The following is a 24,164-nucleotide window of genomic DNA, read 5'->3' as shown; positions in this document are numbered from 1 at the left end:
AGGCGGCAATCGGGTTGTGCTGCGGTTTTGGCCGTTGCTACTTTGCTGCACATTCGTGGACAAGGATACCATGCAGCGCATCGCGACACTGGACGACGTTGAGCGGGGGCTCGATGCGCTTTGCGCGCTCGACCCGCGCCTGGAAAAAGTGCGCGGCATGGCCGGCGAGGTGCCGCTCAGGCTTTCGGAGCCCGGCTTCAGGAGCCTGGCCTCGATCATTGTCTCGCAGCAGGTGTCGCGGGCCAGCGCCGATGCAATCTTCGGCCGGCTGACAAAACTGGTCGATCCGCTGACGCCGCAGGCGATCCTTGCCGCCGGCGAGGACATGTTTCGCGAGGCCGGCCTGTCGCGGCCCAAGCAGCGCGGCCTGATCGCGGTTGCACAGGCGGTGGCCAACGGGCTCGACCTCCATCACCTTTGTTCGCTCGACGCCGGAGAGGCAATCACCAGGATGACGGCCGTGCCCGGTATCGGTCCCTGGACGGCGGAAGTGTATCTGTTGTTTGCCGCCGGGCACCCCGATATTTTCCCGGCGCGCGACGTTGCTTTGCAGAGCGCTGTCGGCCACGCGCTCGGCATCGACCCACGTCCGCCGGAGAAAACACTGATCGCACTGGCCGAATCATGGAGCCCGTGGCGAGGTGTCGCATCGCGGCTTTTCTGGTCCTACTATCGCGAAACCCGGGGCCGGGACGCCGCGCCGCCGGCCTGAATCCGCAAAAAAGCATAAAAAACATGCGTTTTTGGCACGTCGCGCAAGCGACAATCCGCTTCACATCCCTGTCATGTCAGGCTTACAGTATCCGCGCCGAACGGTCGGGCTTTTGAAGCAGCGCGTGATCCTTTCCGAAAGTCGAATTCGATTTTCGGGACCATGTGCGAACCAAGGAGGTCAACAAGGTGACGGTTGCCGTATCTCCGGATGGGCTTCCAGCGCTGGTGCTGAATGCGGATTACCGTCCGCTCAGCTATTACCCCTTGTCGCTCTGGTCCTGGCAGGATGCCATCAAGGCGGTGTTCCTCGATCGCGTGAACATTGTCGCCGAATACGAACACGCAGTGTCCTCGCCGACCTTCTCGATGAAGCTGCCGAGCGTGGTCAGCCTGAAGGCCTATGTGAAGCCGTCGAGGCATCCCGCCTTTACCCGCTTCAACGTCTTCCTGCGCGATCGTTTCCAGTGCCAGTATTGCAGCACGCCCGACGACCTGACCTTCGACCATGTCATTCCTCGCCATCGTGGCGGTGCCACGACATGGGAGAACGTCGTCGCCGCCTGTTCGCCTTGTAATCTCAGGAAGGGCGGCATGATGCCGTCGCAAGCCAAGATGTGGCCGCTGCAAAAGCCGTATCAGCCGACTGTGCATGATTTGCACAACAACGGCCGGCTGTTCCCGCCCAACCATCTGCATGAAAGCTGGATGGACTATCTCTACTGGGATGTCGAACTGGAGCCATAGAGTTCGGCAGAAATCCGCCATGCCGGCCGCCTGACGCAGCTTTCTGCGCTTCCGGTGCTCACGTACTTAAGTACGCTCCGCTCCGGTTCTCGAAACCCGCGCCATCCGACTCAGCCTGCCGAATTTCTGGACGAACTCTGCGTCGCGCTGGTTAATCGCGCGAAAATGCGCCGCGGAAGGCTACGGCGGCCAGGATCAGGCTGGCGATGGCGTTCCAGCCGGCCAGTGACAGGCCGAGGATGCGCAAAGCGGCCTTGTCGCAGGAGGGCGGCACGAATTTGTCGAGCGCGTCGAGCACGCCCTTGCCGCCGGTGTCGACTGGGCCGGCGCCCGCCGTGCAATCGGCCGGACCCTGCCACCAGCCCCATTCGACGCCGGAGTGGTAGACGCCGAGATAGAGGCCGTAGAGCATCAAGAGGCCGCCAATGACCAGCAGGCCGCGCGTCAGCCATGCGGGTGCACTCAGCGTCGATGCGATCGCCGCCAGCACCATCAACGGCACGCCGATGTAATACGGCGTGCGCTGTTCCAGACAGAGATGGCAGGGGATGTAGCCGCCAATGTGCTGGAAGCCGAGCGCCGAGCCAACGGTCGCGGCCATCGCGACCGCGAGAAACAAGGCGGTGCGTGTTCGCTGGCGTCCGTCGGCATTCATGGTCGCTGTCATGGGTCTCTCGTTCATTGTGTTCGCCCTCCGCCAAGCCAGCTTGGCCTCTCAAAACCGTCACCCGGTTCTGGGAGAGCCTCAGAGGGCGTATTTGATCAGGATATAGAGCAAAATCAGGGCAACCGCGGCGGCGCCGGCGAGTAAGCCCAGGCGCTTTTCGATGAACTCGCGGATTGGCTCGCCATAACGGCGCAAAAGCCACGCCAGGAGCAGGAAGCGACCGCCGCGCGCGATGATGGCCAGCACGATGAACAGCGCCAGGTTGACGCCCAGGGCGCCGGACAGGATCGTCACCACCTTGATGGGTGGCAGATGCGCCGCACCCGAGGTGACCAGCATCAGGGCGATGAACTCGATGCTCATGCCCGCCGAGGAGCGCAACTGCTCGAACTCGTCATACTTGCCGTAGAATTCGAGGATGGGCCGCGCCACCGCGTCATAGGCGTAGTGACCGATGAACCAGCCGGCAATGCCGCCCAGCACCGATGCGACGGTGGCAATGAAGGCATAGCGATAGGCCCGGTCCGGCCGCGACAATGCCATCGGCAGATAGAGCACGTCGGCCGGCACAAGGAATACCGAGCTCTCGACGAAGGCGATGAAGGCCAGCCACCATTCGGCGGATTTGCGGGCCGCCAGCGACAGGGTCCAGTCGTACAGTCCGCGAAGCATCGGCTCTCCTAGTGCATGTGGCCCAAACTGCGTCGCACCCATGTCTCCGGACACGCCGCGCTTTGATGCGCCGCTTGTCTAGAAAGATTTTCCGCGCTGCACAATGGCAGCAGCGCCATGAAATCGAAAGGTGAAGATTGGTCGCATCCTGTGCGATACCGAGAATTGGCCAGTTGACGAACAGGCCTCCGACCGTATAGTCCGCGCCCATCCAGGCCGCCCGGCCTGAGCCCCTATGGCGGAATTGGTAGACGCGCTCGACTCAAAATCGAGTTCCGCAAGGAGTGCTGGTTCGATCCCGGCTAGGGGCACCATTTTTCTGGTCTCGCGGAGTGCACAGGCTGGCGCTGCCGTCCCGGCCTGTTCCCTCGCCAGTGCGGTCAGAGCGAATGCTTGTAGCCGATCGCGATGCTCCATTTTGTTGCCGGTAAGCTCGTCGTAAGGTGCCTCACGGCGCTCCCGGTTTCGCCGGGCAGCGATCCCGTAACGAAGTGCGGCGGGCGAGGCGGTTGGCATCCGGCGTCAGCCCGATCGCCAGCCTGCCGGTCGGCTTGCGCTCGAGATGCTGTAGCGACAACTTCGATCAGAGTCCCCTGCGAAGTATCCATCGAGAGGCCAGGAAATTGAGAGTGGTCGTGACGGCGAGGGTGGCGACGAATGCGGCAGGCGTGTTTTTCAGGATGTCTCGCAGAAAATGAAGGCTTGCCAACCCGATCAGGAACACGACGACCACCGAGCCCCCCATCGCCAGTCGGTCCGCAAGAGCGGTGCGGCCGCCTGGGAAAACGCGGCCGGGATAGAATACCATGACGAATAGGAGGCCGGCCAGCCAGGCAATGGTATAGGAAAGACCTGAAGGCAGGACAGCGAGGCCGGCAAAATAGATGAGGCTGGTCAAAGCTGTGTTGAGACCACCGGCGACGAGGAAGCGGACAGCGTCTTCGCGCATTCGGTCAGCGGCCGTCCTGTCTGACTACGCTGAGGAAATCCGTATAATCCCTGATGTAGTCACTCGCATCATAGTGATGCGAAGCCATGACCAGCAGGACTGTGTCCGGCTGGAATTTGTACTGGATTCCCCAGATGCCTGGCGGCATGTAGAGCCCGATCGACGGTTCGGCCAGTGAAACCTCTTTTCTGTCATGGCCGTTGTCGAGGACAACCGAAAGCCGGCCGTGGGCCGCGATAAGGAATTGATGGCACTCGCGATGCGCGTGCTCGCCCCTGACCTTATCGGAAGGCACACCGTAGACCAGAAACGAGCGTGCCGGTTTGAAGGGCAGGTTCGAACCGAACTCCAGCGGTGCGATCTCGCCGCGCAGGTCGCCAAAATGCGGCAGCCTCCAGAGTTCGCTGCCGCCGATCCCAAGCGGCATTCTTTCGCCGGGCGTATCGGGAAATGTCTGCGTCACTGTCGGCTGGATTTGCGGACCGGTCTGGTAGCCGATGATGATGGCTGGATTTCCGACCACCACGGCATTGGGGGGGACATTTTTGGTCACCACCGCGCCAGCGCCGATCATCGCCTGACGTCCGATGACTATGCCCGGCAGGATGGTCGCATTGGCGCCTATTGATGCGCCGTCCTCCACCGTCGTCAGAAGAAACGCCTCGGGATACTCTTTCGAGCGCGGGAAACGATCGTTGGTGAATGTCGCGTTTGGACCGACGAACACGCGGTTCCCAAGGCGGAGGCCGTCCCACAGTTGAACGCCACTTTTTATGGTCACGTCATCACCGATCACCACGTCGTTCTCGATGAAAACATGATCACAAATGTTGCAGTCCGCACCGATCACGGCGCCCGGCAGAACGTGGGCAAACGCCCAGACGCGTGTTCCCCGGCCGATATGCGGACTCTCACAGATGCCGTGCTCATGAACGAAAAATGCCATGTCGGTCATTTCGAAGTCCCCTCGACGACGCGGCTGATCACTCGGAGGGGCCGTGACTTCGTGTTTTCAACCGCCCGCCAGAGATAGCAGCCCAGAATGCCCTGGACCATCAGACTGGCCGACCCGAAGCCCACGATCAGCAGCACCAGCGTTGTGTAACCGGCCGCGTCAATGTCGCCGAGCAACCGCGCCGCGACGGTAACGGCTGCAAACAGCAGGCTGAGCAGGCAGCCCGCAAAGCCCACCCAAAGAGTGAGAATGATCGGAAAATCGGAGAACGAAAAGATGCTGTCCATCATGTATCTGAACCGACGGGCCATGCTCCAGGCACTCGTCCCGTGCTCTCGCTCGCGGCGGCGATAGGGCACGAATTCCCGCCTGAAGCCGACCCAGAACAATTGCACGACAAGCGAGGAGTTGGGTTCCTCGATGGACAGGATCGCTTCCAGCACCTGGCGGTTGCAAGCAAAAATATCGACCCCGCCGCTCGGCATGCTGGGCAGGACGAGCCTGCGGTAGGCCGCCCAGAATGCTTTCGACAAAAACCGCGTTATCGGCGGATCATTGCGGCCCGTCCTGCGCCCAAATACGACGTCGGCGCCATCCTTCTCCAGGATCGAGAAGAACTCCACGATCAGTTCCGGCGGCTCCTGCAGGTCGGCGGCCATGGCGGCGATATGATCGCCGGAAGCATGTTCGAGACCGGTTCGAATGGCGGTGAAAGAGCCGAAATTCCGGCTGTGAAAGATGATCTTGTAGTCGTAACCAGAGGTCTTCAGCGCATTGAGAAGCAAGGGCCCCGATTCATCCGGCGACCCATCGATGACAAAGACGAACTCGATATCGCCCTCATATCCGGCGTGAAAATTGGCGACCGCCTGCATCAGGGACGGGATATTCGCCTGGTTGCGGTAGATCGGAAAAACGATCGAGCGTGTCGTCACATTGCCTCCCATTGGGCGAGCGCCAGACAGACTTGGCCGACCTCGTCATCCGTCATGTCGGGATAGCATGGCACGGTGCAGAGACGGTTGACGCTGGCCCGTGAGACCGCCAGATTTTCGGTTCCTTTCATGGGCAGTCCCGCCCAGCCGACCTGATCGCAGTCAAGGACGGGGTAGTGGATCTCGGTATCGACGCCACGTTCCTTCATGAAAACCCTGAACGCATCGCGCTCGTCGCACAGGGCGACGGCAAGGTGCGCGACCGCGCCGTCGCCTCCTTCCACGAATTGCAGCCGCCGCCTGGCGACCGACTTGTAGCGGCCCAGAACAGCACGGCGCCGCTCGTTTCTATCGCCCAGATCGCGCAGAAAGACATCAAGAACGGCTGCCTGGATCTCATCCATGCGGGAGTTCCGGCCGTAGGGCACGCCGACATGATATTTTGAGATCCAGCCATATTGCTGCAGCCGCCGCACATGTTCGGCGATCCCCGGGTCCGACGTCAGAATGGCGCCTCCGTCACCCGCCGCGCCAAGATTCTTGGTAGGGTAGAAGCTGAAAGTAGACACGTCCGCGAGCGAACCCGCCACGCGTCCGCCGATACGTGCGCCATGGGCCTGCGCACAATCCTCCACGATCGGAATATGTGAGAGACCGGCCTCGGCAAGTGCGCTTTTGAGGGCGCCGACATCGACGCCGCCGCCATAAAGATGCGTGACGACGATGGCAGCGGTATCGGTGCTGGCCGCGGCCAGCACCGATGGAACGCTGATCAACTGGCTGGCTGGCTCGACGTCGACATAGTGGGGGACAAGGTCGTTGTGCCAGCAGGCGCAACTTGCGTAGCCGCCGGCATTCGCAGCCGTGATGACTTCATGTCCACGAGCGCCATTGCGCCCGACAGCCGCAGCCAAGGCCAGTTCGAGAGCGTCCGTTCCGTTGGCCACGAGAACGCAATCCGAGACGCCGATGAAGCCTGCAAAGTTGGCGGCAAATTTCTTGCCCATCGCGCCGTTGAGCCACCATCCGGAGCGCAATGTGCTTGTTACTTCACGTTCAATTTCGACCTGGTATCGTTGATACAGCCGCTTGAGGTCGTTCATCGGGACGGAATCTTGTTTCGTCATCGGCGACTCAATGGCTGAATCTGTTTTTCACTTCGAGAGTGGTCGCTGGACACAACTCTTGGCAAGCTGAATTAATGCCGCTGCCGAGAAACCGCGACCGCCATTGCAGAACGCGATACGCCGGCTGCGCGACAGGCTGATTGACCGCGGGCAGGCTCGTCTCGGAGGCCTCCTCACCGTCGCCGCAGCAAACTCTTCATCCGGTTGCGCAGCAGGCGCGCCATGTTGCGGGTCTCGCGGTAGAGATGCAACTGGGAGGCAGCCTGGCGGGCGAGACGGTCGGCGTCGCGAGTCAACCCGATTACAAGCGTGCCGACAGGCTTGCGCTCGCTCCATAGCCGGCTCATCACCGGGTGGTCGGGCACGGCGCAGGAATCGGTCATCATGATGTTGGGGTCGTCGAGATGCTGCCTGGTGACTTCGATCATCAACAGCGTGCCTGGCGAATAAACGGCCAACGTCTCGTCATAGGCCGTCTTCCAGGTATAGGCGACGCCGGCCTCGACGAAGACGATCAGGCAAGCGATGGTGCGCCCGTCCAGCCTCAGCGAATGGATGCGGCACATGTCCTGCTCGGCCAGCCGGTGCACCGCCTCGCGGGCAAAGGCGGCGCGGAAGCGGTCGATCGCCATGGCTGTGCGCTCGCGGCCTTTCCAGCCGGACGCCTCCAGCGTCAGGAAGTGTTCGATGGCGTGGCGGATCTCCTCCGGGCCGCGTGCTACGACATGCTCGAGCTTGCCGAGATCGCCAAGGCGCCGCTTCAGGCGGCGGAACTCGCGATAATGATGCGCGCGCAACGAAGCCTTCAGATAATCGTCGCCGTCGAGTTCGCTCTCCAGCACGGGGCGTGAGGTCTGGCCCGTGGTGACCAGCATCAGGCCGCGCGTCTCGGCCACGGTGCCGATCAGGCTCGTCACCGGACCGTCAAGCCTGATGTCGGGCAGGACCAGGACTTTCGGCAGCTTGAGATGCGGGCGCGACAGCATCGAGAAGAAATCCTCGACCACGCCAACCGGATCGTCGCGGTCGATCAGCGGCGTGCCGAGCGGGCCGAACGGGCTCGACCATGTGCGCATGACCGGCACGCCCAGCGGCACCATCGGCCGTTCCACCGAGATGGGCACCAGCAGGCGCAACCGGTTGCGGTATTCATCGCCGTCGCGGATCACGGCAAGACGCACCTCGCGGTCTTCCAGCCGAGGCATGGCCGGGGCCAGGAAGCGCGGGTTGAAGAAGACGTTCGGCTCGATTGTGCGGGCGCAGAGGTAATCCAGTTCCTCGACCAGGTCGAAGCCGGCCGATGCCGGGTAGATGGCGAGTTTGCGTTCGGGCCGGTTGTTGGCGAGGATCTCGATATGGGCGGGATCGGCGTCGCGCGCCAGCCCCGCAAGGCCGGACACCATGGCGCCGGCGGGGCCGCCGCTGGTTTCCTCGAGCAAGGGGATGGCGGCCATCAGGCGGTTCCTTTGGCTGACACGAAGATCGCCATGACGATGCCGAGCTTGCGCCAGACCGTGAAGGACAGAGCGCCGGCCTCGAAGATCATGGCAAAGGCAGTGGCCATCGCCGCGCCCCAAAGGCCGAAAAGCGGGATCAGGACGACGTTGAGCCCGATGTTGAAGGCCAATGTCATGGCATAGACGGCCGCGCAGACATTCTGGTTGCCGCTCATAGTGAGCAGGCTTTCGCAGGGACCGACGGCGGCGCGCGCCACGACGCCGAAGACGAGCAGGAACAGAAGCGGATAGCCAGACGTGAATTCCGGGCCGAACAGCACCAGCATCGGTTCGCCCAGCGCCAGAACCAGGAACGCCATCAGCAGCGAGGGCCAGAAGGTCCACGACACCGTCTCGCGGGCGAAGGCGGCAAGCTTTTCCGGCTCGCCATGGGTGAACTGCGCGTAGCGCTGGGCGACGCCGGCCTTGACCGCGAAATAGACGAAATGGACCAGCGCCAGCGTCTTGACCGTGGCGAAATAGACGGCGACGTCGTTGGGATCCATATAGGCGCCGACCATCAGCACATCGGCGTTGGTGAGCAGGAAGAAGAAGCTTTCGACCAGGAAGATCGGAAGCGAGACGATGAACCATTGCGCGAAATGCACTTTCATCGGGCCGGCCGGGATCTGCCTTTCCATGCGCTGGGTGACGCCAATGAGCTGGGTCAGCGTGGTGACGTAGGTGGCGGCGATCGAGGCGAAGATCGCCGTCCGCGCGTCGGGGGCGTATCCCGCCCAAAGCATCAGCGCCATGAACAGCAGGATCAGCACCGGCCGTATCAGGTAGGTCGGCGACAGCGCGAACAATGCCCATGAATTGGCGCGCGCCAGCCCTTGCAGCAAATCCGACAGCGCGATCATCGGCAGGCAGATGACGCCGAGGATGAACGGTATCACGTAGTAGTTTTCGATCCAGGGTGCGGCCAGCCAGACGCCGAGGGCGCCAAGGCCGGCGATCAGTGTCGAGGCGATCAATACGAACAGTCGGCTGGCCACGACGATACCGCGCAATTCGTCCATCAGGCCGCGCTCGCGGTATTCGGGAATGAAGCGGATGACCGATGTGTGGAAGCCGAGGCAGGCAAGGTTGCCGACGATGACCATCGTCACCCAGACCAGCACGAAGATGCCGTATTCGAAGGAGCCCATCCAGCGCGCCATCAACACCTGGCTGACAAAGGCGATGACGGCGCTGACGATGCGGATGGAGAAGGCGATGACCGACATGCGGCCGGCCTCGCCGCGCTCGTCGGCGGTGAACAGCACGGCGTCGATGCGGTCAAGCAGCGGCCCCACGCGCAGCGCCAAACGCTGCGGCAAGAACCGCCCGGCAGTCGTGGCCGCGGAAAAGCGCACCCCGATTTCTCTCCGTTTTCCGCCTCTTTTTCAGGCTTTGGTGTAGCGAAGACACCTTAAGAAAGCGTGGGCGGGGGCTTCCTTCTACCCGTCACTATACGAGGAGAACGTGCCGGTGGGCGGATGAGGGGCGGCGCAGGGTTTCGGAGATTTGCGTCGGGGAGATTGGAGGAGTCCGCCTACAGGGCAAGCGGCGCTTGCGAAGTCATCTCCCAGGTGGAGAAGAGTCGGCGCCGCCCCTCATCCGGCCCTTCGGGCTGTCCAGCCGATAGATGGGTAACAGAATGGACCGGATACATAGGTAACAGTTCTCCCCCTATGCGTCAGCCGCAGCGGCAAGCGGTTTGGTTTGCGCGGCGCTGCGGCGGACAAGCTTCATATGTCTGGTATCGATGATGCCGAGCGAATAGTCATGGAAGGTAAGTGCCCATTGGCCATCCTCGGCTTCGGTGGCCGCGACGGCTTCGCCGGCCAGTGATTGCGAGACATAGACGAAGCCGCCATTCCACCTGATCTCGCCATTGTGGCGCACACGGCGCACCGCGGCCTCGGCCGGATAATCGGGCTCGGGTGGCATTCCTGGCATGGCTCGTTGTGACGGGCGGTAATGCTGTGCTGGAGTGTCCATGGCGAGCGCCTCATGCGGACGCTCCTCATTGTAGCTGCGCCGGAAGGCCTCGAAGGCCTGGCCCTGAGCCGTTTTGTCGGCTTCCGGTTCCTTGGCCAGTGGCAGCATGGTCAGATGGAAGCGCTCGTGGCGACCGTTCTGCTGCGGCTTGCCGGGCGTGATCCGCTCCAGCGTGATGCCGAGCTTGATGAAGCGTACCGCAAGCGGCGTCAGCCCGGTGACGCCGGCCGACGCGAAGGGCGAGCCATTGTCGCTTCTGAACCGATCCGGCAAGCCATGCTCCTCAAACAGCCGCTCGAACACTGGCCAGGCCTCGGCATCGGCCGTCGAGCCCACGGCTTCGAGCGCCAGAAGGTAGCGGCTCGAGGCATCCATCACCGTCAACGGTTCGCAGCGCCATCCATCAGCAGTCCGGAACCAGCCCTTGTGATCGCCGGTCCACACCGCGTTCGGCGCTTGCGGCTCCGGCCATGGTCCATTGCCGCAGGCCCGCAGACGTGGCCGCTTGCGGGCGCCAACAAGCCCATGCCGCGCAAGGATGGCGCCGACCGTCGAGGCTGATGGCCAGACCAGTTCGGGAGCCGTGCGCTTGAGCCGCGCCACGATTTTCTTTGGCCCCCACAGCGGATGCGCCTCCTTGGCGGCAACGATCCGCTCCACCAGATCCAGCGCCGTCGCCCGGCCATGAGTGAGCGGCGCGCGAGGCAGATCGTGCAAACCTTCCGGGCCGAACGCGCGATAGCGCCCAAGCCATTTGTAGCCGGTCTTGCGCGAGATGCCGTAAGCCGCACAGAGCTCGATCATCGGCTCTTCATCCGAAAGGCAATCCACAACAAACCGTAGCCGCTCGTCCATGATGCCAGTTTCTCGCCAAACCATCGCCGGTCCTCCGGCGGACAAGAAAACTGTCACCCATGCTATCGGTCCATTCTGTTACCTATCTATCCGGTTCGGACAGGGCCACCTTCTCCCCGTATAGTGACGGGGAGAAGGGAAGCGGTGCCTTTACGCGAACGCGCCGTGGCAGTGCTTGTATTTCTTGCCGGAGCCGCAGGGGCAGGCCTCGTTGCGGCCGACCTTGCCCCAGGTGGCGGGGTTGTTCGGGTCGCGATCTTCGGGGGCGACGATGGCGGTTGTCTCGGGGCGGACCAGCAGGGCCATCTCGCCGCCGTCAAAATCATTCTCGCCGGTGGTGCCGTCGATATGGGTGCCGAACATGTCGGGCGCTTCCGGTGGCGGGGCTTCGGCGGCCTGGCGGACCAGTTCGACGCGCATCAACTGCGCGGTGACGGCCTGGCGCAGATTGCCGAGCATCGCCTGGAACAGCTCGAACGCCTCGCTCTTGTATTCCTGCAGCGGATCGCGCTGGGCGTAGCCGCGGAAGCCGACGACCGAGCGCAGATGATCGAGATTGACGATATGCTCTCGCCACAGATGGTCGAGCGTCTGCAGCACCACGGAGCGCTCGACATAGGTCATCACCTCGGGGCCGAAACGGTCGGCGCGTTCCTTGGCGGCGGCGTCGGCGGCGGCAGAGATGCGTTCGCGGATGTCGTCCTCGGCGATGCCTTCTTCCTTCACCCAGTCCTCGACGGGCAGGTCGAGATTGAGGAATTCGGCGACCTCGGCCTTCAGGCCCGCGACATCCCACTGCTCGGCATAGGCGTTTTCGGGAATGGCCTTGGCGACGATCTCGTCGATGACGCCTTCGCGCATCTCGCCGATGGTTTCCGACAGGCCTTCGCCGTCCATCAGCTCGATGCGCTGCTCGAACACCACCTTGCGCTGGTCGTTGGAAACGTCGTCATATTTCAACAGGTTCTTGCGGATGTCGAAGTTGCGCGCCTCGACCTTCTTCTGCGCCTTTTCCAGCGCCTTGTTGATCCAGGGATGGATGATGGCCTCGTCTTCCTTGAGGCCGAGCTTCTGCAGCATGCCGTCCATGCGCTCGGAGCCGAAGATGCGCATCAGGTCGTCCTGCAGCGACAGGAAGAATTTCGAGCGGCCGGGGTCGCCCTGGCGGCCGGAACGACCTCTGAGCTGATTGTCGATGCGGCGCGATTCATGGCGCTCGGTGGCGAGCACGTAGAGGCCGCCGGCGGCCAGCGCCTTTTCCTTCAGGCGCTCGACGTCCGCATTGATTTCCCTTTCGCGCGCCTCGCGCTCGGGCCCTTCGGGCATGTCGCCCAGTTCCTCGGCAATGCGCATCTCGGCATTGCCGCCGAGCTTGATGTCGGTGCCGCGTCCGGCCATGTTGGTGGCGATGGTGATGGCGCCGGGCTTGCCGGCCTGGGCAACGATCGCCGCCTCGCGCTCGTGGTGGCGGGCGTTCAGCACTTCGAAATCGGTGAAGCCTTCCTTGCGCAGGCGCTCGGCCAGCTGCTCGGACTTCTCGATCGAGGTCGTGCCGACCAGTGTCGGCTGACCCTTGGCGCTGGCTTCGCGGATCTCCCTGACGATCGCCTTGTACTTCTCCTCGACCGTCCGGTAGACCTCGTCGTCCTCGTCCTTGCGGATAACGGGCAGGTTGGTCGGGATCTCGGTGACTTCGAGACCGTAGATGTTGCCGAATTCCTCGGCTTCGGTCAGCGCCGTGCCGGTCATGCCGGAAAGCTTCTTGTAGAGACGGAAATAGTTCTGGAAGGTGACGGAGGCGAGCGTCTGGTTCTCCGGCTGGATCGCCACGTGCTCCTTGGCTTCGAGCGCCTGGTGCAGGCCTTCCGAATAGCGGCGGCCGGGCATCATGCGGCCGGTGAACTCGTCGATGATGACGATCTCGCCGTTGCGCACGATATAGTCCTTGTCGCGCTGGAACAGCCGGTGCGCCTTCAGCGCGTTGTTGACGTGATGGACGATGGCGACGTTCTCGACGTCGTAAAGCGACTCGCCCTTGAGCAGGTCGGCATCGCGCAGCATGTTCTCCAGCTTCTCGGTGCCTTCCTCGGTGAAGATCGAGGTCTTCTGCTTCTCATCGATCTCATAATCCTGCGGCTGCAGCTGGATGATGAAGGTGTCGATGGTGTTGTACATTTCCGAACGATCCTCGAGCGGACCGGAAATGATGAGCGGCGTGCGCGCCTCGTCGACCAGGATGGAATCGACCTCGTCGACGATCGCGTAATTGTGACCGCGCTGCACCATCTGGGCGCGCTCGTACTTCATGTTGTCGCGCAGATAGTCGAAGCCGAGCTCGTTGTTGGTGGCGTAGGTGACGTCGGAAGCGTAGGCGACGCGACGCTCCTCGTCCGATAGGCCATGGACGATGACGCCGACCGACAGGCCGAGGAACTTGTAGACGCGGCCCATCCACTCGGAGTCACGGGTGGCGAGGTAATCGTTGACGGTCACGACATGGACGCCGTTGCCGGCAAGCGCGTTGAGATAGACCGGCAGCGTCGCGACCAGGGTCTTGCCCTCGCCGGTGCGCATCTCGGCGATGCCGCCATTGTGCAGCACCATGCCGCCAATCAGCTGGACGTCGAAGGGGCGCATGCCAAGCACGCGGCGCGCCGCCTCGCGGGCGGTCGCGAAGGCGGGGATCAGCAGGTCGTCAAGGCTGGCGCCATTGGCGATGTCCTGGCGGAATTTTTCCGTGCGGCCGGCAAGCTCGGCGTCGGAGAGCGCCCGCATCTCGTTTTCCATGGCGTTGATCGCCTCGACGCGGGGACGGGTCGATTTGACCCGACGGTCGTTGGAGGAACCGAAAACCTTACGGGCGAGACCGCCGAGACTGACCATCCAATGGTCCTTTCGATAGAATTCTCAATCTTGAGACAGGCGCCGGCCGGCCCCATCACATCCACGTGAACGCACCGCCTGAATACGGGCAAACACAAAAAGCGCCCGGAAAACGGTTCTGGACGCCAAGTCGATGGACAGATAAGAGGGGGCTCAACTGATGTCAACGCCGCGCTGGCCCTGCCGGTCGCGCCAAATTCCGCCACAATCTGGCTGATCTGGAAGCCGCCCTCCTTACAATCCCTCACCGGAGTCATCCTTATGTCCTTGTTGTTCAGCCGCGCGTCGCTTGCCAGCCTTGGCCTGGCTCTCGGCCTGTCGGCTCTTTGCCTGTCGCCATCGATGGCGCAGGAGACCGCTCCAGCACCGGCCGCCCCCGCGGATGCGGCGGCACCTGCCGCGGCGCCGGTCGACCCGAATACCGTGATCGCCACCGTCAACGACCAGCCCTTGACCGAAGCCGATCTGGTGCTCGCCGAGGGCGAGCTGTCGCAGCAGTTCGCGCAGTTGCCGCCCGAACAGCGCCGCGCCGCTGCGCTTTCGGCGGCCATCGAAATCCGGGTCATGGCCGCCAAAGCCGTTACCGACGGTCTTGACAAGGATCCCGACTTCCAGCGCCGGATGGCCTTCCTGCAGCAGCGCGCGCTGCATGGCGAGATGGTCGAGAAGGGTGTCGTCGACAAGGTCACCGATGCCGAGGTTCGCGCCCGCTACGACCAGGAAATCGCCAACACCCCGCCGGTCAACGAGGTGCATGCCCGTCACATCCTCGTGAAGACGAAGGAAGAGGCCGAGGCGATCATCAAGCAGCTCGACGGCGGCGCCGACTTCCAGAAGCTCGCCAACGAACACACCAGCGATCCCTCAGGCAAGTCCAATGGCGGCGACCTCGGCTGGTTCGGACCTGGCCAGATGGTGCCTGAGTTCGACAAGGCGGCCTTCGCGCTCGATGTCGGCAAGTACACCGAGCAGCCGGTCCAGTCGCAGTTCGGCTGGCATGTCATCAAGCTCGAGGACAAGCGCGCCAAGCAGCCGCCGGCGTTCGACGACGTCAAGGACCAGGCCAAGCAGGCCGTCATCCGCGACAAGTATTTCGCCCTGGTCAAGTCGCTGCGCGCCGACGCCAAGGTCGAGATCCCCGACGCCAACCTGAAGAAGGCCGTCGACACGCTGGAAAGCGCCAAGTAAGCCCGAACAGCTTCGGAAAAGGGCGCGGCAGCCGGAAGGCGCCGCGCCCTTTCTGTTGGCACGAGCCGGCGATGCCTACCTGCCGGGTGCCGCTATGCCTTGCAGGAGATAATGGACCACCTTGCGGATCGTCGCTTCGGGCTCGTCGAGCCGGTTGGTCAGGAGATGCCGCCAGGCGTAGGACGCCAGGAGGTCGGCGACCACGGCCGGATCGATATCGCTCGCGATCTCGCCCCTAGCCTTGGCGCGTTCGACGATCTGGCCGGTGTGGGAGCGTCGCCCGCCGGCATAGCCGGCAAGGGCGGCGGCCGCGGTTTGATCCGACTGCGCCTCGGCGATTAGCGACCTGAACACGCTGCCCGACGACGTCTCGCGCCAGTGGAAGAACAGGTTCATCAGGAAGCCGACGAGATCTTCTTCCAGTTTTCCCGTATCGGGAACGTCGACGCGCTTCTGGCGCTGGTAGACCTCCAGCAGCAGTGCCGCCTTGCTCGGCCACCAGCGATAGATCGTCGGTTTGCCGGCGCGGGCGCGGCGCGCCACCGCTTCGATCGAGAAGCCGGCATAACCGGCCTCGACGAGTACGGCCTCGGCGGCCTCCAGAATGGCATCCGCACTGTCGGGATTGCGCCGCGCACCGATCGATTTGCGCGCCGTATCCGCCTCGTCGGCCATGCCTGTCGCCCTCGTTTCAATTCGCTTGCAATGATAAGTGATCCGGCGATGAAACGAAACGCTCCGTTTCTTGACGCAGGAGCGCCGCCATCATCAGGCGAGGGTCGTCGCATCGCCTGCGACGTCTCGGACACGATGCGCCATCCATGCGGAGGATCATAACGCCGCCGGCGACGCCAACAGATTTGAAATGCAAGCCTAATCCTGAACGGGTTTGCCCCCTGGCGGGAGCGACGAAAACGCGCTTGCGCCGGCGCGCCGTATCGGGCAAACCGGCCTTCCCTTGCGATTTTCCCGCCCGAGGTCCCTATGTCCACGACGATTTCGCCGCTCGCGCCGAAGAAATACCCCAAGATGCCTGAAATCGAGGGGGTGCGCATTGCCACCGCAGAAGCGGGAATAAAGTACAAGAACCGCACGGACCTGCTCGCCATGGTGTTCGATGCCGGTACCGCGGTCGCCGGCGTGTTCACCAAGTCGAAATGCCCCTCGGCGCCGGTCGATTTCTGCCGGCAGAACCTCGGCGCCGGCAAGGCGCGGGTGCTGGTCGTCAATTCCGGCAACGCCAACGCCTTCACCGGCAAGAAGGGCCGCGAGTCGACCGCGCTGACGGGCGAGGCGGCGGCAAAGGCCGCGGGCTGCACGGCAAACGAAGTTTTTCTGGCCTCGACCGGCGTCATCGGCGAGCCGCTCGACGCAACCAAGTTCAGCCACCTGCTTTCCGGTCTGGTCAGCGACGGCAAGCCGGACCTGTGGACCGAGGCTGCAAAGGCCATCATGACCACCGATACCTATCCGAAAGTGGCGACGCAGACGGTCAGGCTCGGCGACACCGATGTCACCATCAACGGCATTTCCAAGGGTGCCGGCATGATCGCGCCCGACATGGCGACGATGCTGTCCTTCATCGCCACCGACGCGCCGATCGCGGCACCGGTCCTTCAGGACCTGCTGTCGCGGGGCACGGCCAAGACGTTCAATGCGGTGACCGTCGACAGCGACACCTCGACCAGCGACACGCTGTTGTTGTTCGCCACCGGCAAGGCGGCAAAGCGTGGCGCGCCTGAAATCACCGATCCCAGAGATGCCCGCCTCGGTCAGTTCCGCCGGGCGCTCGGCAAGGTGCTGAAGTCGCTGGCGCTGCAGGTGGTGCGCGACGGCGAGGGCGCCCGCAAGCAGGTCGAAGTCACCGTCACCGGGGCCAAGTCGGCCCGCTCGGCCAAGCGCATCGCGCTGTCGATCGCCAATTCGCCGCTGGTCAAGACGGCGGTCGCCGGCGAGGACGCCAATTGGGGCCGCGTCGTCATGGCCGTCGGCAAGGCCGGCGAACCCGCCGACCGCGACCTTCTGTCGATCTGGTTTGGAGACAACAGGCTGGCGCATGAGGGCGAGCGCGATCCCGCCTATTCGGAGGCCGCGACCTCGGCCTACATGAAGCGCGACGACATCCGCATCCGCGCCGATATCGGCATCGGCCGCGGCAAGGCGACGGTGTGGACCTGCGATCTCACCAAGGAATATGTCGCCATCAATGGCGATTACCGGAGCTGATCGCCTTGGTTTCGCGCCATCCGGCAAGCATGCTCGCGACCGTGCGCCGCTACGAGGCGGCCGGCTTTCGCGCCTGGCCCGCGGCCGCCGTCCACTATGACGGCACCTGGGTGGTGCGACTGACCGCCGGCCATCCGGCCAAGCGGCTGAACTCGGTCAACCCGCTCGATCCCGGCGACGTCCAGCATATCGCCGACCGCATTGGTCGCGCGAGCCGCCGCTTCGACGCCTATGGCCGGCCATTGACGTTCCGCATGTCGCCACTGTCAGGCCCCGATCTTGCCAGCCATCTCGACAAGGAGGGCTGGAGCCGCTTCGACGAATCGCTCGTCATGCGGCTGCCGTTGGCCGACGCGCAGCTCGACGCCGCCATGGACCAGATTCCACTCAAAGACATCAGCCGCTTCATCGGCGCATTGCTCAAGGTCAGCGGCTCCAACGTATCGTTGCGGCCCGGCCTGTCGGAGATCATTGGCGCCATCCAGCCCGAAGCCGGGCTGTTCGCGCTCGAGGATGGCGCGGAGCCGCTGGCGACGCTGATCTGCGTGCATGACGGCGATCTCGCCGGCCTGTTCGAGGTCGCCACCGACAAGGCGGCGCGCAACAAGGGGCACGGCCGCAACCTGATCCTGTCGGCACTGAAATGGGCGAGACTGCGCGGCGCGCGGGAAGCCTGGCTGCAGGTGGAGGCGGGAAACGCGCCGGCGCTGGCGCTCTACCGCGCGCTCGGCTTCGAGGAAGTCTATCGCTATCACTACCGCCGGCCGCCCGGACATGAATGATCTGACATCCAGCGGCAAGCGCCTGCTCCTGGTCGCCGCTTGCGCGCTGGTCGATGCCGACGGTCGCGTGCTGCTGGCACAGCGGCCGCAAGGCAAGCAACTTGCCGGCCTGTGGGAGTTTCCCGGCGGCAAGGTCGAAGCCGGCGAGACGCCGGAACAATGCCTCGTCCGTGAACTGCATGAGGAGATCGGCATCGAAACCGAGATCCCATGCCTGGCGCCGCTGACCTTCGCCAGCCATTCCTATGACGACTTCCATCTGCTGATGCCGCTGTTTGTCTGCCGCCGTTTCCGCGGCATCGCCCAGCCGAGGGAAGGGCAGGCGCTGAAATGGGTGCGGCCGAAACAGATGCGCGACTATCCGATGCCGCCTGCCGATGCGCCGTTGATCCCGTTCCTGATCGATCTTCTCTGAGGATATGACTGGACCACGGTCCTATCAGCCAGCGTTAATGGAAGATTTATCTCATCATGAAAAATTGATGCATGGCCGTTTTCGTGCGGCCGTCGCCATTCACCGGGGAGCGATAGAATGAGCCTGGACAGGGATTGGGATTCGATCCGGCCCGACCGCGGTTTTCGTGCCGCCGATGCCGGCATGGGCGTCCTGCGGGTCACGCTACTGTTCGGATCGGCCGCGGTGGCGCTGGCGCTGATCGCGACACCCTTCCTCGACAGCCAGACGCGTTCGCAAATGGCTCGCGATGATTTCCCCGGCCTCGACATGACGGCCACCGCTTCGATCGGTCATCGCAGCACCTATACGGTGCGCCGCAGCGTGCTGCAGGCCGAGCCAGGCGGGGTCTGCATTATCCGCTCCGATGGCAAAAGCAGTGGCGATTGCTGACAAAAGTTAAGACATTTCCGAATGGCGGCGACTTCATCGGCTGTTAAGCCTTTGCCGTTAACCTTTCTTAACAGATCGGCGGTAGGGTCGCGGCAAGGGGGAAATGAGGTGATGAAAACAGTGCTGCTGCGCTTTCTGAAGGACGAAAACGGCGCCACGGCCGTCGAATACGGCCTGATTGTCTGCGTGCTGTCGCTGACGATCATCGGCGGTATCAGCCAGGTCTTCAATTCGATTACCTGGTTGTTCAGCGACGATTCCAGCAGGCTTGCCAACGCCTTCGCCCCCTAGCACTAGTGCCCGCGAACGGATCAATGTCCTTCAGGACCCTCCAATATAGTCTTTAGCGAAACCTTGGCCGAACCGGGCTTCAGCGGCTTTTGCTGCGACGCGTCGGGCGCCCAGCCGGACATCCAGACAATCGAGAAACTTGCCCTGATGCGACCATCGGGATCGGAAAAGCGCTCGGCGTAGATTTCCGCGGCGCGGGCAAACAACTTGCGTGAGCCCGGCCGCCGGCTGCGGTCGGCAAGCGCGCTGGTTTCGCCCATGGCACGCAGATCGGCCATCAGGGCAAACAGGTTGGCATAGCGCACCGTCACCGTCTCGACGTCGGCGACCGGCAGCGCGAAACCGGCGCGCTGCAGCAGTGCCCCGGCGTCACGCACATCGGTGAACGGGATGACGCGCGGGCTGGCGCCACCGTAGAGCTCGGTCTCGGCGGCAAGCAGGCTTTCGCGCAGTTCCGAAAGCGTGCCGGCGCCCGCGAAGGCGCCGAGGAAAAGCCCGTCCGGCCGCAGCGCGCGGCGGATCTGGATCAGCATGCCCGGGATGTCGTTCATCGTCTGCAGCGACAAAAGCGACACCACCAGATCGAGACCCTGTGGCTCGAACGGCACGGTCTCCAGCGGCGCGATCAGGCCGGCGGCACCATGCAGGAAGGCCGCGTCCGTCTCCACACGCGCGATATCGGCTACCTTGCCGCTCCGCGCAAGGACATCGGCCGCGGCCGGGGTCTGGCAAAACAGCGCCGCCGCCTTGGCGAACCTGCGCTCGACGGCACCCAGCCGGTCGGCAAGGTCCTCGGCGGCGCGGTGCATCAGGAAGTCGGCACCGTCGACCGGATGGATGAGCGCGCGCCGCTTATGTGCCAGCCACAGAGAGGTATCCATTATAGGCTGCAAGGGATGGGTCCTTGTATGTCCGCGCCCTGATATGTTGGTATGGTGGCGCCGAGGAACCTACCACGTGGCCGATCCGATGCCAGAGATCAAGTCCGACGAGATCAGGAAGCTGGCCGGGTCGGCAGCCCGCTCGGTTCTGGGCTGGCCAGCGCGCATCCTGTTTCCGCCGGTCTGCGCCGGCTGCCGCCGGCAGGTCTCGCAGCCCGGCGTGCTGTGCGGCGCCTGCTGGCCGAAGCTGCGGCTGCTGGAGCGGCCGTGGTGCCCGGTAATGGGCACGCCGTTCACCCATCATATGGGCGAGGGTTTTCTGTCGGCGGAGGCGATCGCCGATCCGCCGCCCTTCGAACGGGCGCGGGCCGCGGTCGCCTATTCCGGCGTTGCCCGCCAGATGGTGCAAGGGCTGAAATACCAGGACCGCACCGATCTCGCTCCCTGGATGGCGCGCTGGATGGTCCGCGTGGGCGCCGACCTGATCGCCGACGCGGATGTGGTGGTGCCCGTGCCGCTGCATTGGCGCCGTTTCTTCAGGCGGCGGTTCAACCAATCGGCGGAACTGGCGCGCGCGGTTTGCGAGCTCAGCGGGCTCTCTTTCGCGCCTTCCGCTATGCATCGCGTGAAACTCACGCGCCAGCAGGTCGGGCTGGAGCGGCAGGAGCGTGAGGAGAACGTGCGCGCCGCGTTTCGCGTACCCGCCGAGACCGAGATCGAAATTGCCGGCCGCAGGGTGCTTCTGATCGACGATGTCTACACCACCGGTGCCACCGTACGTGCCGCCACCAAGGCGCTGAAAAAGGGAGGCGCTGCCGCCGTCGACGTGCTGACCTTTGCCCGCGTGTTGCCGGGGGACTTCCGGGCGGACGAGTCCGCGACTATATAAGTCGGCAACGGAAGCGGAATTCGTCATGGTCGATGTCACGATCTATACGCGCATGATGTGCGGCTATTGCACGGCGGCCAAGCGGCTGCTGGAGCGCAAGGGCGTCGCCTATACCGAACACGACGCTTCCTTCTCACCGGAACTGCGCCAGGAGATGATGTCGCGAGCCCACGGGCGCATGACGTTTCCGCAGATTTTCATCGGCGACACGCATGTCGGCGGCTGCGACGACCTCCATGATCTGGAGGCAGAAGGCCGGCTGGACAAACTGCTCGCCAACGGCTCGTCGATTTGAGGGTATGACAATGGGTGTTTTCAAGGCCGCTGCGATCCAGATGCGTTCAGGAGAGAGCCCCGAGCGCAATGCGGTCGACCTCGAACGGATGGTGCGTGAAGCAGCCGGGCAGGGCGCGACGTACATCCAGACGCCTGAAATGACCGGTGCGCTGATACGCGACAAGGAAGCGCGTGCCGCGTCCTTCACCTCCGAGGACAAGGACATCGTCGTCTCGACCGCGCGCAGGCTGGCGCGCGAACTCGGCGTGTTCCTGCATATCGGCTCGACCGCTATCTTGCGCGCCGACGGCAAGCTCGCCAACCGCGCGCTCCTGTTCGGGCCGGACGGTGCGACGCTCGCCACATACGACAAGATCCACATGTTCGACGTCGATCTCGACAATGGCGAGAGCTGGCGTGAATCGGCCGCCTACGAGCCCGGCACAGAGGCCGTCGTCACCGGGATCGGGGACGCGACGCTCGGCTTTGCCGTTTGCTACGATCTGCGTTTTCCGCAACTGTTCCGCACCGAGGCGATGGCCGGGGCCGACCTGCTTTCCGTGCCCGCGGCCTTCACCCGCCAGACCGGCGAGGCGCATTGGCACGTATTGCTCAGGGCACGCGCCATCGAGAACGGGGCCTTTGTCGTCGCCGCCGCGCAGGGCGGCCTGCATGAGGACGGCCGCGAGACCTATGGGCATTCGCTGATCGTAGATCCGTGGGGCCGCATCATTGCGGAAGCCGCCCATGACGAGCCTGGTGTGATTGTCGCCGAGATCGACCCGGCGCAGTCGCTTGCGGCGCGCAAGAAGATCCCTAATTTGAAGAACGCGCGGGATTTCACCATCAATGCCGGCGAGGCGCCGCGTCTCAGGGGTGCGGCGTCTTGATCCGCTTTTCCCTGATCTGCGAAAACGAGCACGAGTTCGAGGGCTGGTTTCGCAGCAATGACGATTTCGACACGCAGAAGAAGCGCGGCTTTGTCGATTGCCCCAGCTGTGGTTCGCACCAAGTGCAGAAGGCCCTGATGGCGCCGGCCGTGTCCACGGCACGCAAGCAGGAAACCATAGCGCTTGCCATGGGCGAGGCGCAGAAGCAGGCCATGGCGCAACTGAAGGCGATGGCCGAGAAGGTGCGCGAGAATGCCGACTATGTCGGCGACAAGTTCGCTGAAGAGGCGCGCAAAATCCATTTCGGCGAAACCGATGCGCGCGGCATCTATGGCGAGGCGACGCTGGAAGAGGCCAAGGGCCTAGCCGAGGACGGCGTCGATTTCATGCCGATCCCGGTGTTTCCGGACGACCGGCACTGAGCGATCAGCTCACGCTGCCAATCAGTTTTTCAAGCAGACGCGAAAGTGTTTCTCGTTCGGTCTGCGTCAGGCCGGAAAGGATCTGGTGCTCATTCGCCACATGGGCGGCAACAGCCTCGTCGATCAAGGCGAGGCCCTTGTCGCTCAGCCGCACGACGATGCCACGCCGATCGTTGGGATGCGGCGCGCGCTGGATCAATCCGGATGCTTCGAGCCGGTCCAGCCTGTTGGTCATGGCGCCGGAGGTCACCATCGTCGCCTCGTAAAGCCCTGTCGGCGTCAGCGCGTAAGGCGAGCCTGAGCGGCGCAGCGTCGCCAGCACATCGAACTCTCCCGCCTGCAGTCCGAAACGGGCAAAGAGGGGCGCGAGACGGTCGCGCGCGATCAGCGAGGACGCTTCATTCAGGCGGCCGATCACTCCCATCGGCGTGACGTCAAGGTCCGGCCGCTCCTTCCGCCATTGCTCTATCGCTCTCGCCGCACGGTCCATATGCCTCACCGAAAAGTATCTTGACGTTAAGAATCTTTACGCTATCTTACTTTAAGTTTGAGTGATCGCCAAGCGCGACCTCGCAGCGACAGGATCATTCGATGAAACTTCTCTGGGATTCGGCGCTCGGCCTGCTGGTCGTCACCGGCGGCCTGCTCGGCCTGACGCTGCCTTTCGGCAAGCTCGCCACGGCGGCCGGCGTGCCAGCCATGGTCTGGGCCTTCGTCATCTCGCTCGGCGCCGGCGGCGTGCTTCTTATCGTATTGCTGCTGCGCGGCCAGCGCATCCGGCTCACCGCGCACAAACTGCGCTATTTCTTCGTCACCGCCGCGGTGTCCTATGCCGTCCCCAATCTCTTGATGTTTTCGGCCATTCCACATCTGGGCGCCGGCTACACCGGCATCATGTTCACGCTCTCGCCTGTCATCACGCTGGTGTTTTCGATCCTGCTCGGTGTCAGGCGCCCCAACATGCTGGGCATTGCCGGCATCGCCGTGGGCTTCGTCGGCGCGGTCATGGTGGCGGTGACACGCGGCGAGGCCGGCCAGCCGGCCGACGTGTTCTGGGTGGTGATGGGGCTGCTGATCCCGGTCAGCCTTGCCACCGGAAACATCTACCGTACGGTCGACTGGCCGGAAGGCACCGGCCCGATCGAGCTAGCCGTCGGCAGCCATCTGGCGTCCGGGACGATGCTGCTCGTCGGCATCCTGACCTTGCTTGGAGGCAAGGCCTTCGTCCAGCTCGGCACCGTGCCGTTCACCGTGGTGGCGCAGATGGCCTCGGCATCGGCGATGTTTGCTTTCTTCTTCAGGCTGCAGTCGGTGGGCGGTCCGGTCTATCTCAGCCAGATCGGCTATGTCGCGGCGGCCGTCGGGCTGTTTGCCGGTACGATCTTCCTTGGCGAACACTATCAGCTGCTGACTTGGGTCGGCGCCGTCATCATCACCGCCGGCGTGTTCATCACCACCAAGGCGCAGAGCCAGACCGCCTGACCGGTTC

At 63.6% G+C, this 24,164-nt stretch carries 26 protein-coding genes and 1 tRNA gene; 14 read left to right on the top strand and 13 right to left on the bottom strand.

Annotated features, from left to right (window positions below; all coding sequences use genetic code 11):
* The first annotated feature begins 70 nt into the window (after positions 1–70).
* Together C7I87_RS08355 and C7I87_RS08350 are read left to right on the top strand one after the other, a co-directional pair.
* Positions 71–712: a DNA-3-methyladenine glycosylase family protein gene (locus C7I87_RS08355; protein WP_149903753.1), complete on the top strand. Its 642-nt coding sequence runs from the start codon at positions 71–73 to the stop codon at positions 710–712.
* A 188-nt stretch (positions 713–900) separates the two neighbouring features.
* Positions 901–1,458: an HNH endonuclease gene (locus tag C7I87_RS08350; protein WP_027143453.1), complete on the top strand. Its 558-nt coding sequence runs from the start codon at positions 901–903 to the stop codon at positions 1,456–1,458.
* Between the two features lie 151 nt (positions 1,459–1,609).
* Here the strand turns inward: C7I87_RS08350 and C7I87_RS08345 are convergent, their stop codons facing one another.
* The gene (locus C7I87_RS08345; protein WP_149903752.1) at positions 1,610–2,125 is read right to left on the bottom strand and encodes a disulfide bond formation protein B; all 516 of its coding nucleotides are present in this window, start codon (positions 2,123–2,125) and stop codon (positions 1,610–1,612) included.
* Between the two features lie 78 nt (positions 2,126–2,203).
* Positions 2,204–2,797, bottom strand: a complete 594-nt coding sequence (locus C7I87_RS08340) for a YqaA family protein (protein WP_149903751.1) — start codon at positions 2,795–2,797, stop codon at positions 2,204–2,206.
* A gap of 229 nt (positions 2,798–3,026) precedes the next feature.
* Here C7I87_RS08340 and C7I87_RS08335 point away from each other — a divergent pair.
* Positions 3,027–3,111 (top strand) — tRNA-Leu (locus C7I87_RS08335).
* Between the two features lie 269 nt (positions 3,112–3,380).
* Here C7I87_RS08335 and C7I87_RS08330 read toward each other — a convergent pair.
* The 8 genes from C7I87_RS08330 to secA form a co-directional block, all read right to left on the bottom strand.
* Positions 3,381–3,746 carry a GtrA family protein gene (locus tag C7I87_RS08330; protein WP_149903750.1) on the bottom strand — a complete coding sequence of 122 codons (366 nt, stop codon included), beginning with the start codon at positions 3,744–3,746 and terminating at the stop codon, positions 3,381–3,383.
* Positions 3,747–3,750: 4 nt separating this feature from the next.
* Complete coding sequence (locus tag C7I87_RS08325; protein ID WP_210250624.1) at positions 3,751–4,701, bottom strand: WxcM-like domain-containing protein; 951 nt, start codon at positions 4,699–4,701, stop codon at positions 3,751–3,753.
* Entirely contained in the window at positions 4,698–5,636 is a 939-nt protein-coding gene (locus tag C7I87_RS08320) for a glycosyltransferase family 2 protein (protein ID WP_210250623.1), read from the bottom strand. Before C7I87_RS08320 ends, C7I87_RS08325 begins: the two co-directional genes overlap by 4 nt.
* Complete coding sequence (locus C7I87_RS08315; RefSeq protein WP_188393778.1) at positions 5,633–6,739, bottom strand: DegT/DnrJ/EryC1/StrS family aminotransferase; 1,107 nt, start codon at positions 6,737–6,739, stop codon at positions 5,633–5,635. Before C7I87_RS08315 ends, C7I87_RS08320 begins: the two co-directional genes overlap by 4 nt.
* 197 nt (positions 6,740–6,936) lie before the next feature.
* Entirely contained in the window at positions 6,937–8,217 is a 1,281-nt protein-coding gene (locus C7I87_RS08310) for a GNAT family N-acetyltransferase (protein ID WP_149903747.1), read from the bottom strand.
* On the bottom strand, positions 8,217–9,617 hold the full coding sequence (locus C7I87_RS08305) for an oligosaccharide flippase family protein (protein WP_149903746.1): 1,401 nt from the start codon (positions 9,615–9,617) through the stop codon (positions 8,217–8,219). The genes C7I87_RS08310 and C7I87_RS08305 overlap by 1 nt, the downstream gene beginning before the upstream one ends.
* Before the next feature lie 316 nt (positions 9,618–9,933).
* Positions 9,934–11,124: an integrase core domain-containing protein gene (locus tag C7I87_RS08300; RefSeq protein ID WP_149903745.1), complete on the bottom strand. Its 1,191-nt coding sequence runs from the start codon at positions 11,122–11,124 to the stop codon at positions 9,934–9,936.
* Between the two features lie 126 nt (positions 11,125–11,250).
* Positions 11,251–13,983: a preprotein translocase subunit SecA gene (gene secA, locus C7I87_RS08295; protein ID WP_149903744.1), complete on the bottom strand. Its 2,733-nt coding sequence runs from the start codon at positions 13,981–13,983 to the stop codon at positions 11,251–11,253.
* 261 nt (positions 13,984–14,244) lie between these two features.
* Here secA and C7I87_RS08290 point away from each other — a divergent pair, with 261 nt between their 5' ends.
* Positions 14,245–15,171 carry a peptidylprolyl isomerase gene (locus C7I87_RS08290; RefSeq protein ID WP_149903743.1) on the top strand — a complete coding sequence of 309 codons (927 nt, stop codon included), beginning with the start codon at positions 14,245–14,247 and terminating at the stop codon, positions 15,169–15,171.
* Positions 15,172–15,246: 75 nt separating this feature from the next.
* On the opposite strand, the gene C7I87_RS08285 is transcribed toward C7I87_RS08290, so the two are convergent.
* The gene (locus C7I87_RS08285) at positions 15,247–15,846 is read right to left on the bottom strand and encodes a TetR/AcrR family transcriptional regulator (protein ID WP_149903742.1); all 600 of its coding nucleotides are present in this window, start codon (positions 15,844–15,846) and stop codon (positions 15,247–15,249) included.
* Between the two features lie 309 nt (positions 15,847–16,155).
* On the opposite strand from C7I87_RS08285, the gene argJ reads away from it, so the two are divergent.
* From argJ to C7I87_RS08260, 5 genes are all read left to right on the top strand, one after another.
* Positions 16,156–17,397 carry a bifunctional glutamate N-acetyltransferase/amino-acid acetyltransferase ArgJ gene (gene argJ / locus C7I87_RS08280; protein WP_149903741.1) on the top strand — a complete coding sequence of 414 codons (1,242 nt, stop codon included), beginning with the start codon at positions 16,156–16,158 and terminating at the stop codon, positions 17,395–17,397.
* A 29-nt stretch (positions 17,398–17,426) separates the two neighbouring features.
* Complete coding sequence (locus C7I87_RS08275; RefSeq protein WP_149903804.1) at positions 17,427–18,179, top strand: GNAT family N-acetyltransferase; 753 nt, start codon at positions 17,427–17,429, stop codon at positions 18,177–18,179.
* Positions 18,172–18,594, top strand: coding sequence for a (deoxy)nucleoside triphosphate pyrophosphohydrolase (locus C7I87_RS08270; protein WP_149903740.1), 423 nt, complete (start codon positions 18,172–18,174; stop codon positions 18,592–18,594). The genes C7I87_RS08275 and C7I87_RS08270 overlap by 8 nt, the downstream gene beginning before the upstream one ends.
* Positions 18,595–18,711: 117 nt before the next feature.
* The gene (locus C7I87_RS08265; protein WP_149903739.1) at positions 18,712–19,026 is read left to right on the top strand and encodes a hypothetical protein; all 315 of its coding nucleotides are present in this window, start codon (positions 18,712–18,714) and stop codon (positions 19,024–19,026) included.
* A gap of 111 nt (positions 19,027–19,137) precedes the next feature.
* Positions 19,138–19,317 (top strand): Flp family type IVb pilin, encoded by a 180-nt coding sequence (locus C7I87_RS08260; protein WP_140754212.1) that lies wholly within the window; start codon positions 19,138–19,140, stop codon positions 19,315–19,317.
* Positions 19,318–19,337: 20 nt separating this feature from the next.
* Here the strand turns inward: C7I87_RS08260 and C7I87_RS08255 are convergent, their stop codons facing one another.
* The gene (locus C7I87_RS08255; protein ID WP_149903738.1) at positions 19,338–20,210 is read right to left on the bottom strand and encodes a methyltransferase domain-containing protein; all 873 of its coding nucleotides are present in this window, start codon (positions 20,208–20,210) and stop codon (positions 19,338–19,340) included.
* A 64-nt stretch (positions 20,211–20,274) separates the two neighbouring features.
* Between C7I87_RS08255 and C7I87_RS08250 the strand changes: the two genes are divergently transcribed.
* The 4 genes from C7I87_RS08250 to C7I87_RS08235 are packed head-to-tail and all read left to right on the top strand — an operon-like array spanning position 20,275 to position 22,675.
* Positions 20,275–21,087, top strand: a complete 813-nt coding sequence (locus C7I87_RS08250) for a ComF family protein (protein ID WP_149903737.1) — start codon at positions 20,275–20,277, stop codon at positions 21,085–21,087.
* A 25-nt stretch (positions 21,088–21,112) separates the two neighbouring features.
* Positions 21,113–21,382: a glutaredoxin 3 gene (gene grxC / locus C7I87_RS08245; RefSeq protein ID WP_149903736.1), complete on the top strand. Its 270-nt coding sequence runs from the start codon at positions 21,113–21,115 to the stop codon at positions 21,380–21,382.
* A 10-nt stretch (positions 21,383–21,392) separates the two neighbouring features.
* Positions 21,393–22,253, top strand: a complete 861-nt coding sequence (locus tag C7I87_RS08240) for a carbon-nitrogen hydrolase family protein (protein WP_149903735.1) — start codon at positions 21,393–21,395, stop codon at positions 22,251–22,253.
* Positions 22,250–22,675, top strand: coding sequence for a DUF1178 family protein (locus C7I87_RS08235; protein ID WP_149903734.1), 426 nt, complete (start codon positions 22,250–22,252; stop codon positions 22,673–22,675). Before C7I87_RS08240 ends, C7I87_RS08235 begins: the two co-directional genes overlap by 4 nt.
* Positions 22,676–22,679: 4 nt before the next feature.
* On the opposite strand, the gene C7I87_RS08230 is transcribed toward C7I87_RS08235, so the two are convergent.
* Complete coding sequence (locus C7I87_RS08230; RefSeq protein WP_149903733.1) at positions 22,680–23,165, bottom strand: MarR family winged helix-turn-helix transcriptional regulator; 486 nt, start codon at positions 23,163–23,165, stop codon at positions 22,680–22,682.
* 101 nt (positions 23,166–23,266) lie between these two features.
* Here C7I87_RS08230 and C7I87_RS08225 point away from each other — a divergent pair, with 101 nt between their 5' ends.
* On the top strand, positions 23,267–24,157 hold the full coding sequence (locus C7I87_RS08225; RefSeq protein ID WP_149903732.1) for a DMT family transporter: 891 nt from the start codon (positions 23,267–23,269) through the stop codon (positions 24,155–24,157).
* The last annotated feature ends 7 nt before the right edge of the window (positions 24,158–24,164 follow it).

Source organism: Mesorhizobium sp. SARCC-RB16n, assembly GCF_008520305.1.
GTDB lineage: Bacteria > Pseudomonadota > Alphaproteobacteria > Rhizobiales > Rhizobiaceae > Mesorhizobium.
This window is presented reverse-complemented; position numbering and strand designations above follow the sequence as displayed.

What these genes read in the sequence shown, in the direction of transcription:
- C7I87_RS08340 (WP_149903751.1), bottom strand. Translation starts at nt 2,797, where the DNA reads ATGCTTCGCGGACTGTACGACTGGACCCTGTCGCTGGCGGCCCGCAAA.
- C7I87_RS08270 (WP_149903740.1), top strand. Translation starts at nt 18,172, where the DNA reads ATGAATGATCTGACATCCAGCGGCAAGCGCCTGCTCCTGGTCGCCGCT.
- C7I87_RS08310 (WP_149903747.1), bottom strand. Translation starts at nt 8,217, where the DNA reads ATGGCCGCCATCCCCTTGCTCGAGGAAACCAGCGGCGGCCCCGCCGGC.
- C7I87_RS08325 (WP_210250624.1), bottom strand. Translation starts at nt 4,701, where the DNA reads ATGACCGACATGGCATTTTTCGTTCATGAGCACGGCATCTGTGAGAGT.
- C7I87_RS08260 (WP_140754212.1), top strand. Translation starts at nt 19,138, where the DNA reads ATGAAAACAGTGCTGCTGCGCTTTCTGAAGGACGAAAACGGCGCCACG.
- C7I87_RS08285 (WP_149903742.1), bottom strand. Translation starts at nt 15,846, where the DNA reads ATGGCCGACGAGGCGGATACGGCGCGCAAATCGATCGGTGCGCGGCGC.
- C7I87_RS08290 (WP_149903743.1), top strand. Translation starts at nt 14,245, where the DNA reads ATGTCCTTGTTGTTCAGCCGCGCGTCGCTTGCCAGCCTTGGCCTGGCT.
- C7I87_RS08275 (WP_149903804.1), top strand. Translation starts at nt 17,427, where the DNA reads ATGCTCGCGACCGTGCGCCGCTACGAGGCGGCCGGCTTTCGCGCCTGG.
- argJ (WP_149903741.1), top strand. Translation starts at nt 16,156, where the DNA reads ATGTCCACGACGATTTCGCCGCTCGCGCCGAAGAAATACCCCAAGATG.
- C7I87_RS08230 (WP_149903733.1), bottom strand. Translation starts at nt 23,165, where the DNA reads ATGGACCGTGCGGCGAGAGCGATAGAGCAATGGCGGAAGGAGCGGCCG.
- C7I87_RS08240 (WP_149903735.1), top strand. Translation starts at nt 21,393, where the DNA reads ATGGGTGTTTTCAAGGCCGCTGCGATCCAGATGCGTTCAGGAGAGAGC.
- C7I87_RS08355 (WP_149903753.1), top strand. Translation starts at nt 71, where the DNA reads ATGCAGCGCATCGCGACACTGGACGACGTTGAGCGGGGGCTCGATGCG.
- C7I87_RS08345 (WP_149903752.1), bottom strand. Translation starts at nt 2,125, where the DNA reads ATGACAGCGACCATGAATGCCGACGGACGCCAGCGAACACGCACCGCC.
- grxC (WP_149903736.1), top strand. Translation starts at nt 21,113, where the DNA reads ATGGTCGATGTCACGATCTATACGCGCATGATGTGCGGCTATTGCACG.
- secA (WP_149903744.1), bottom strand. Translation starts at nt 13,983, where the DNA reads ATGGTCAGTCTCGGCGGTCTCGCCCGTAAGGTTTTCGGTTCCTCCAAC.
- C7I87_RS08300 (WP_149903745.1), bottom strand. Translation starts at nt 11,124, where the DNA reads ATGGTTTGGCGAGAAACTGGCATCATGGACGAGCGGCTACGGTTTGTT.
- C7I87_RS08330 (WP_149903750.1), bottom strand. Translation starts at nt 3,746, where the DNA reads ATGCGCGAAGACGCTGTCCGCTTCCTCGTCGCCGGTGGTCTCAACACA.
- C7I87_RS08265 (WP_149903739.1), top strand. Translation starts at nt 18,712, where the DNA reads ATGAGCCTGGACAGGGATTGGGATTCGATCCGGCCCGACCGCGGTTTT.
- C7I87_RS08225 (WP_149903732.1), top strand. Translation starts at nt 23,267, where the DNA reads ATGAAACTTCTCTGGGATTCGGCGCTCGGCCTGCTGGTCGTCACCGGC.
- C7I87_RS08315 (WP_188393778.1), bottom strand. Translation starts at nt 6,739, where the DNA reads ATGAACGACCTCAAGCGGCTGTATCAACGATACCAGGTCGAAATTGAA.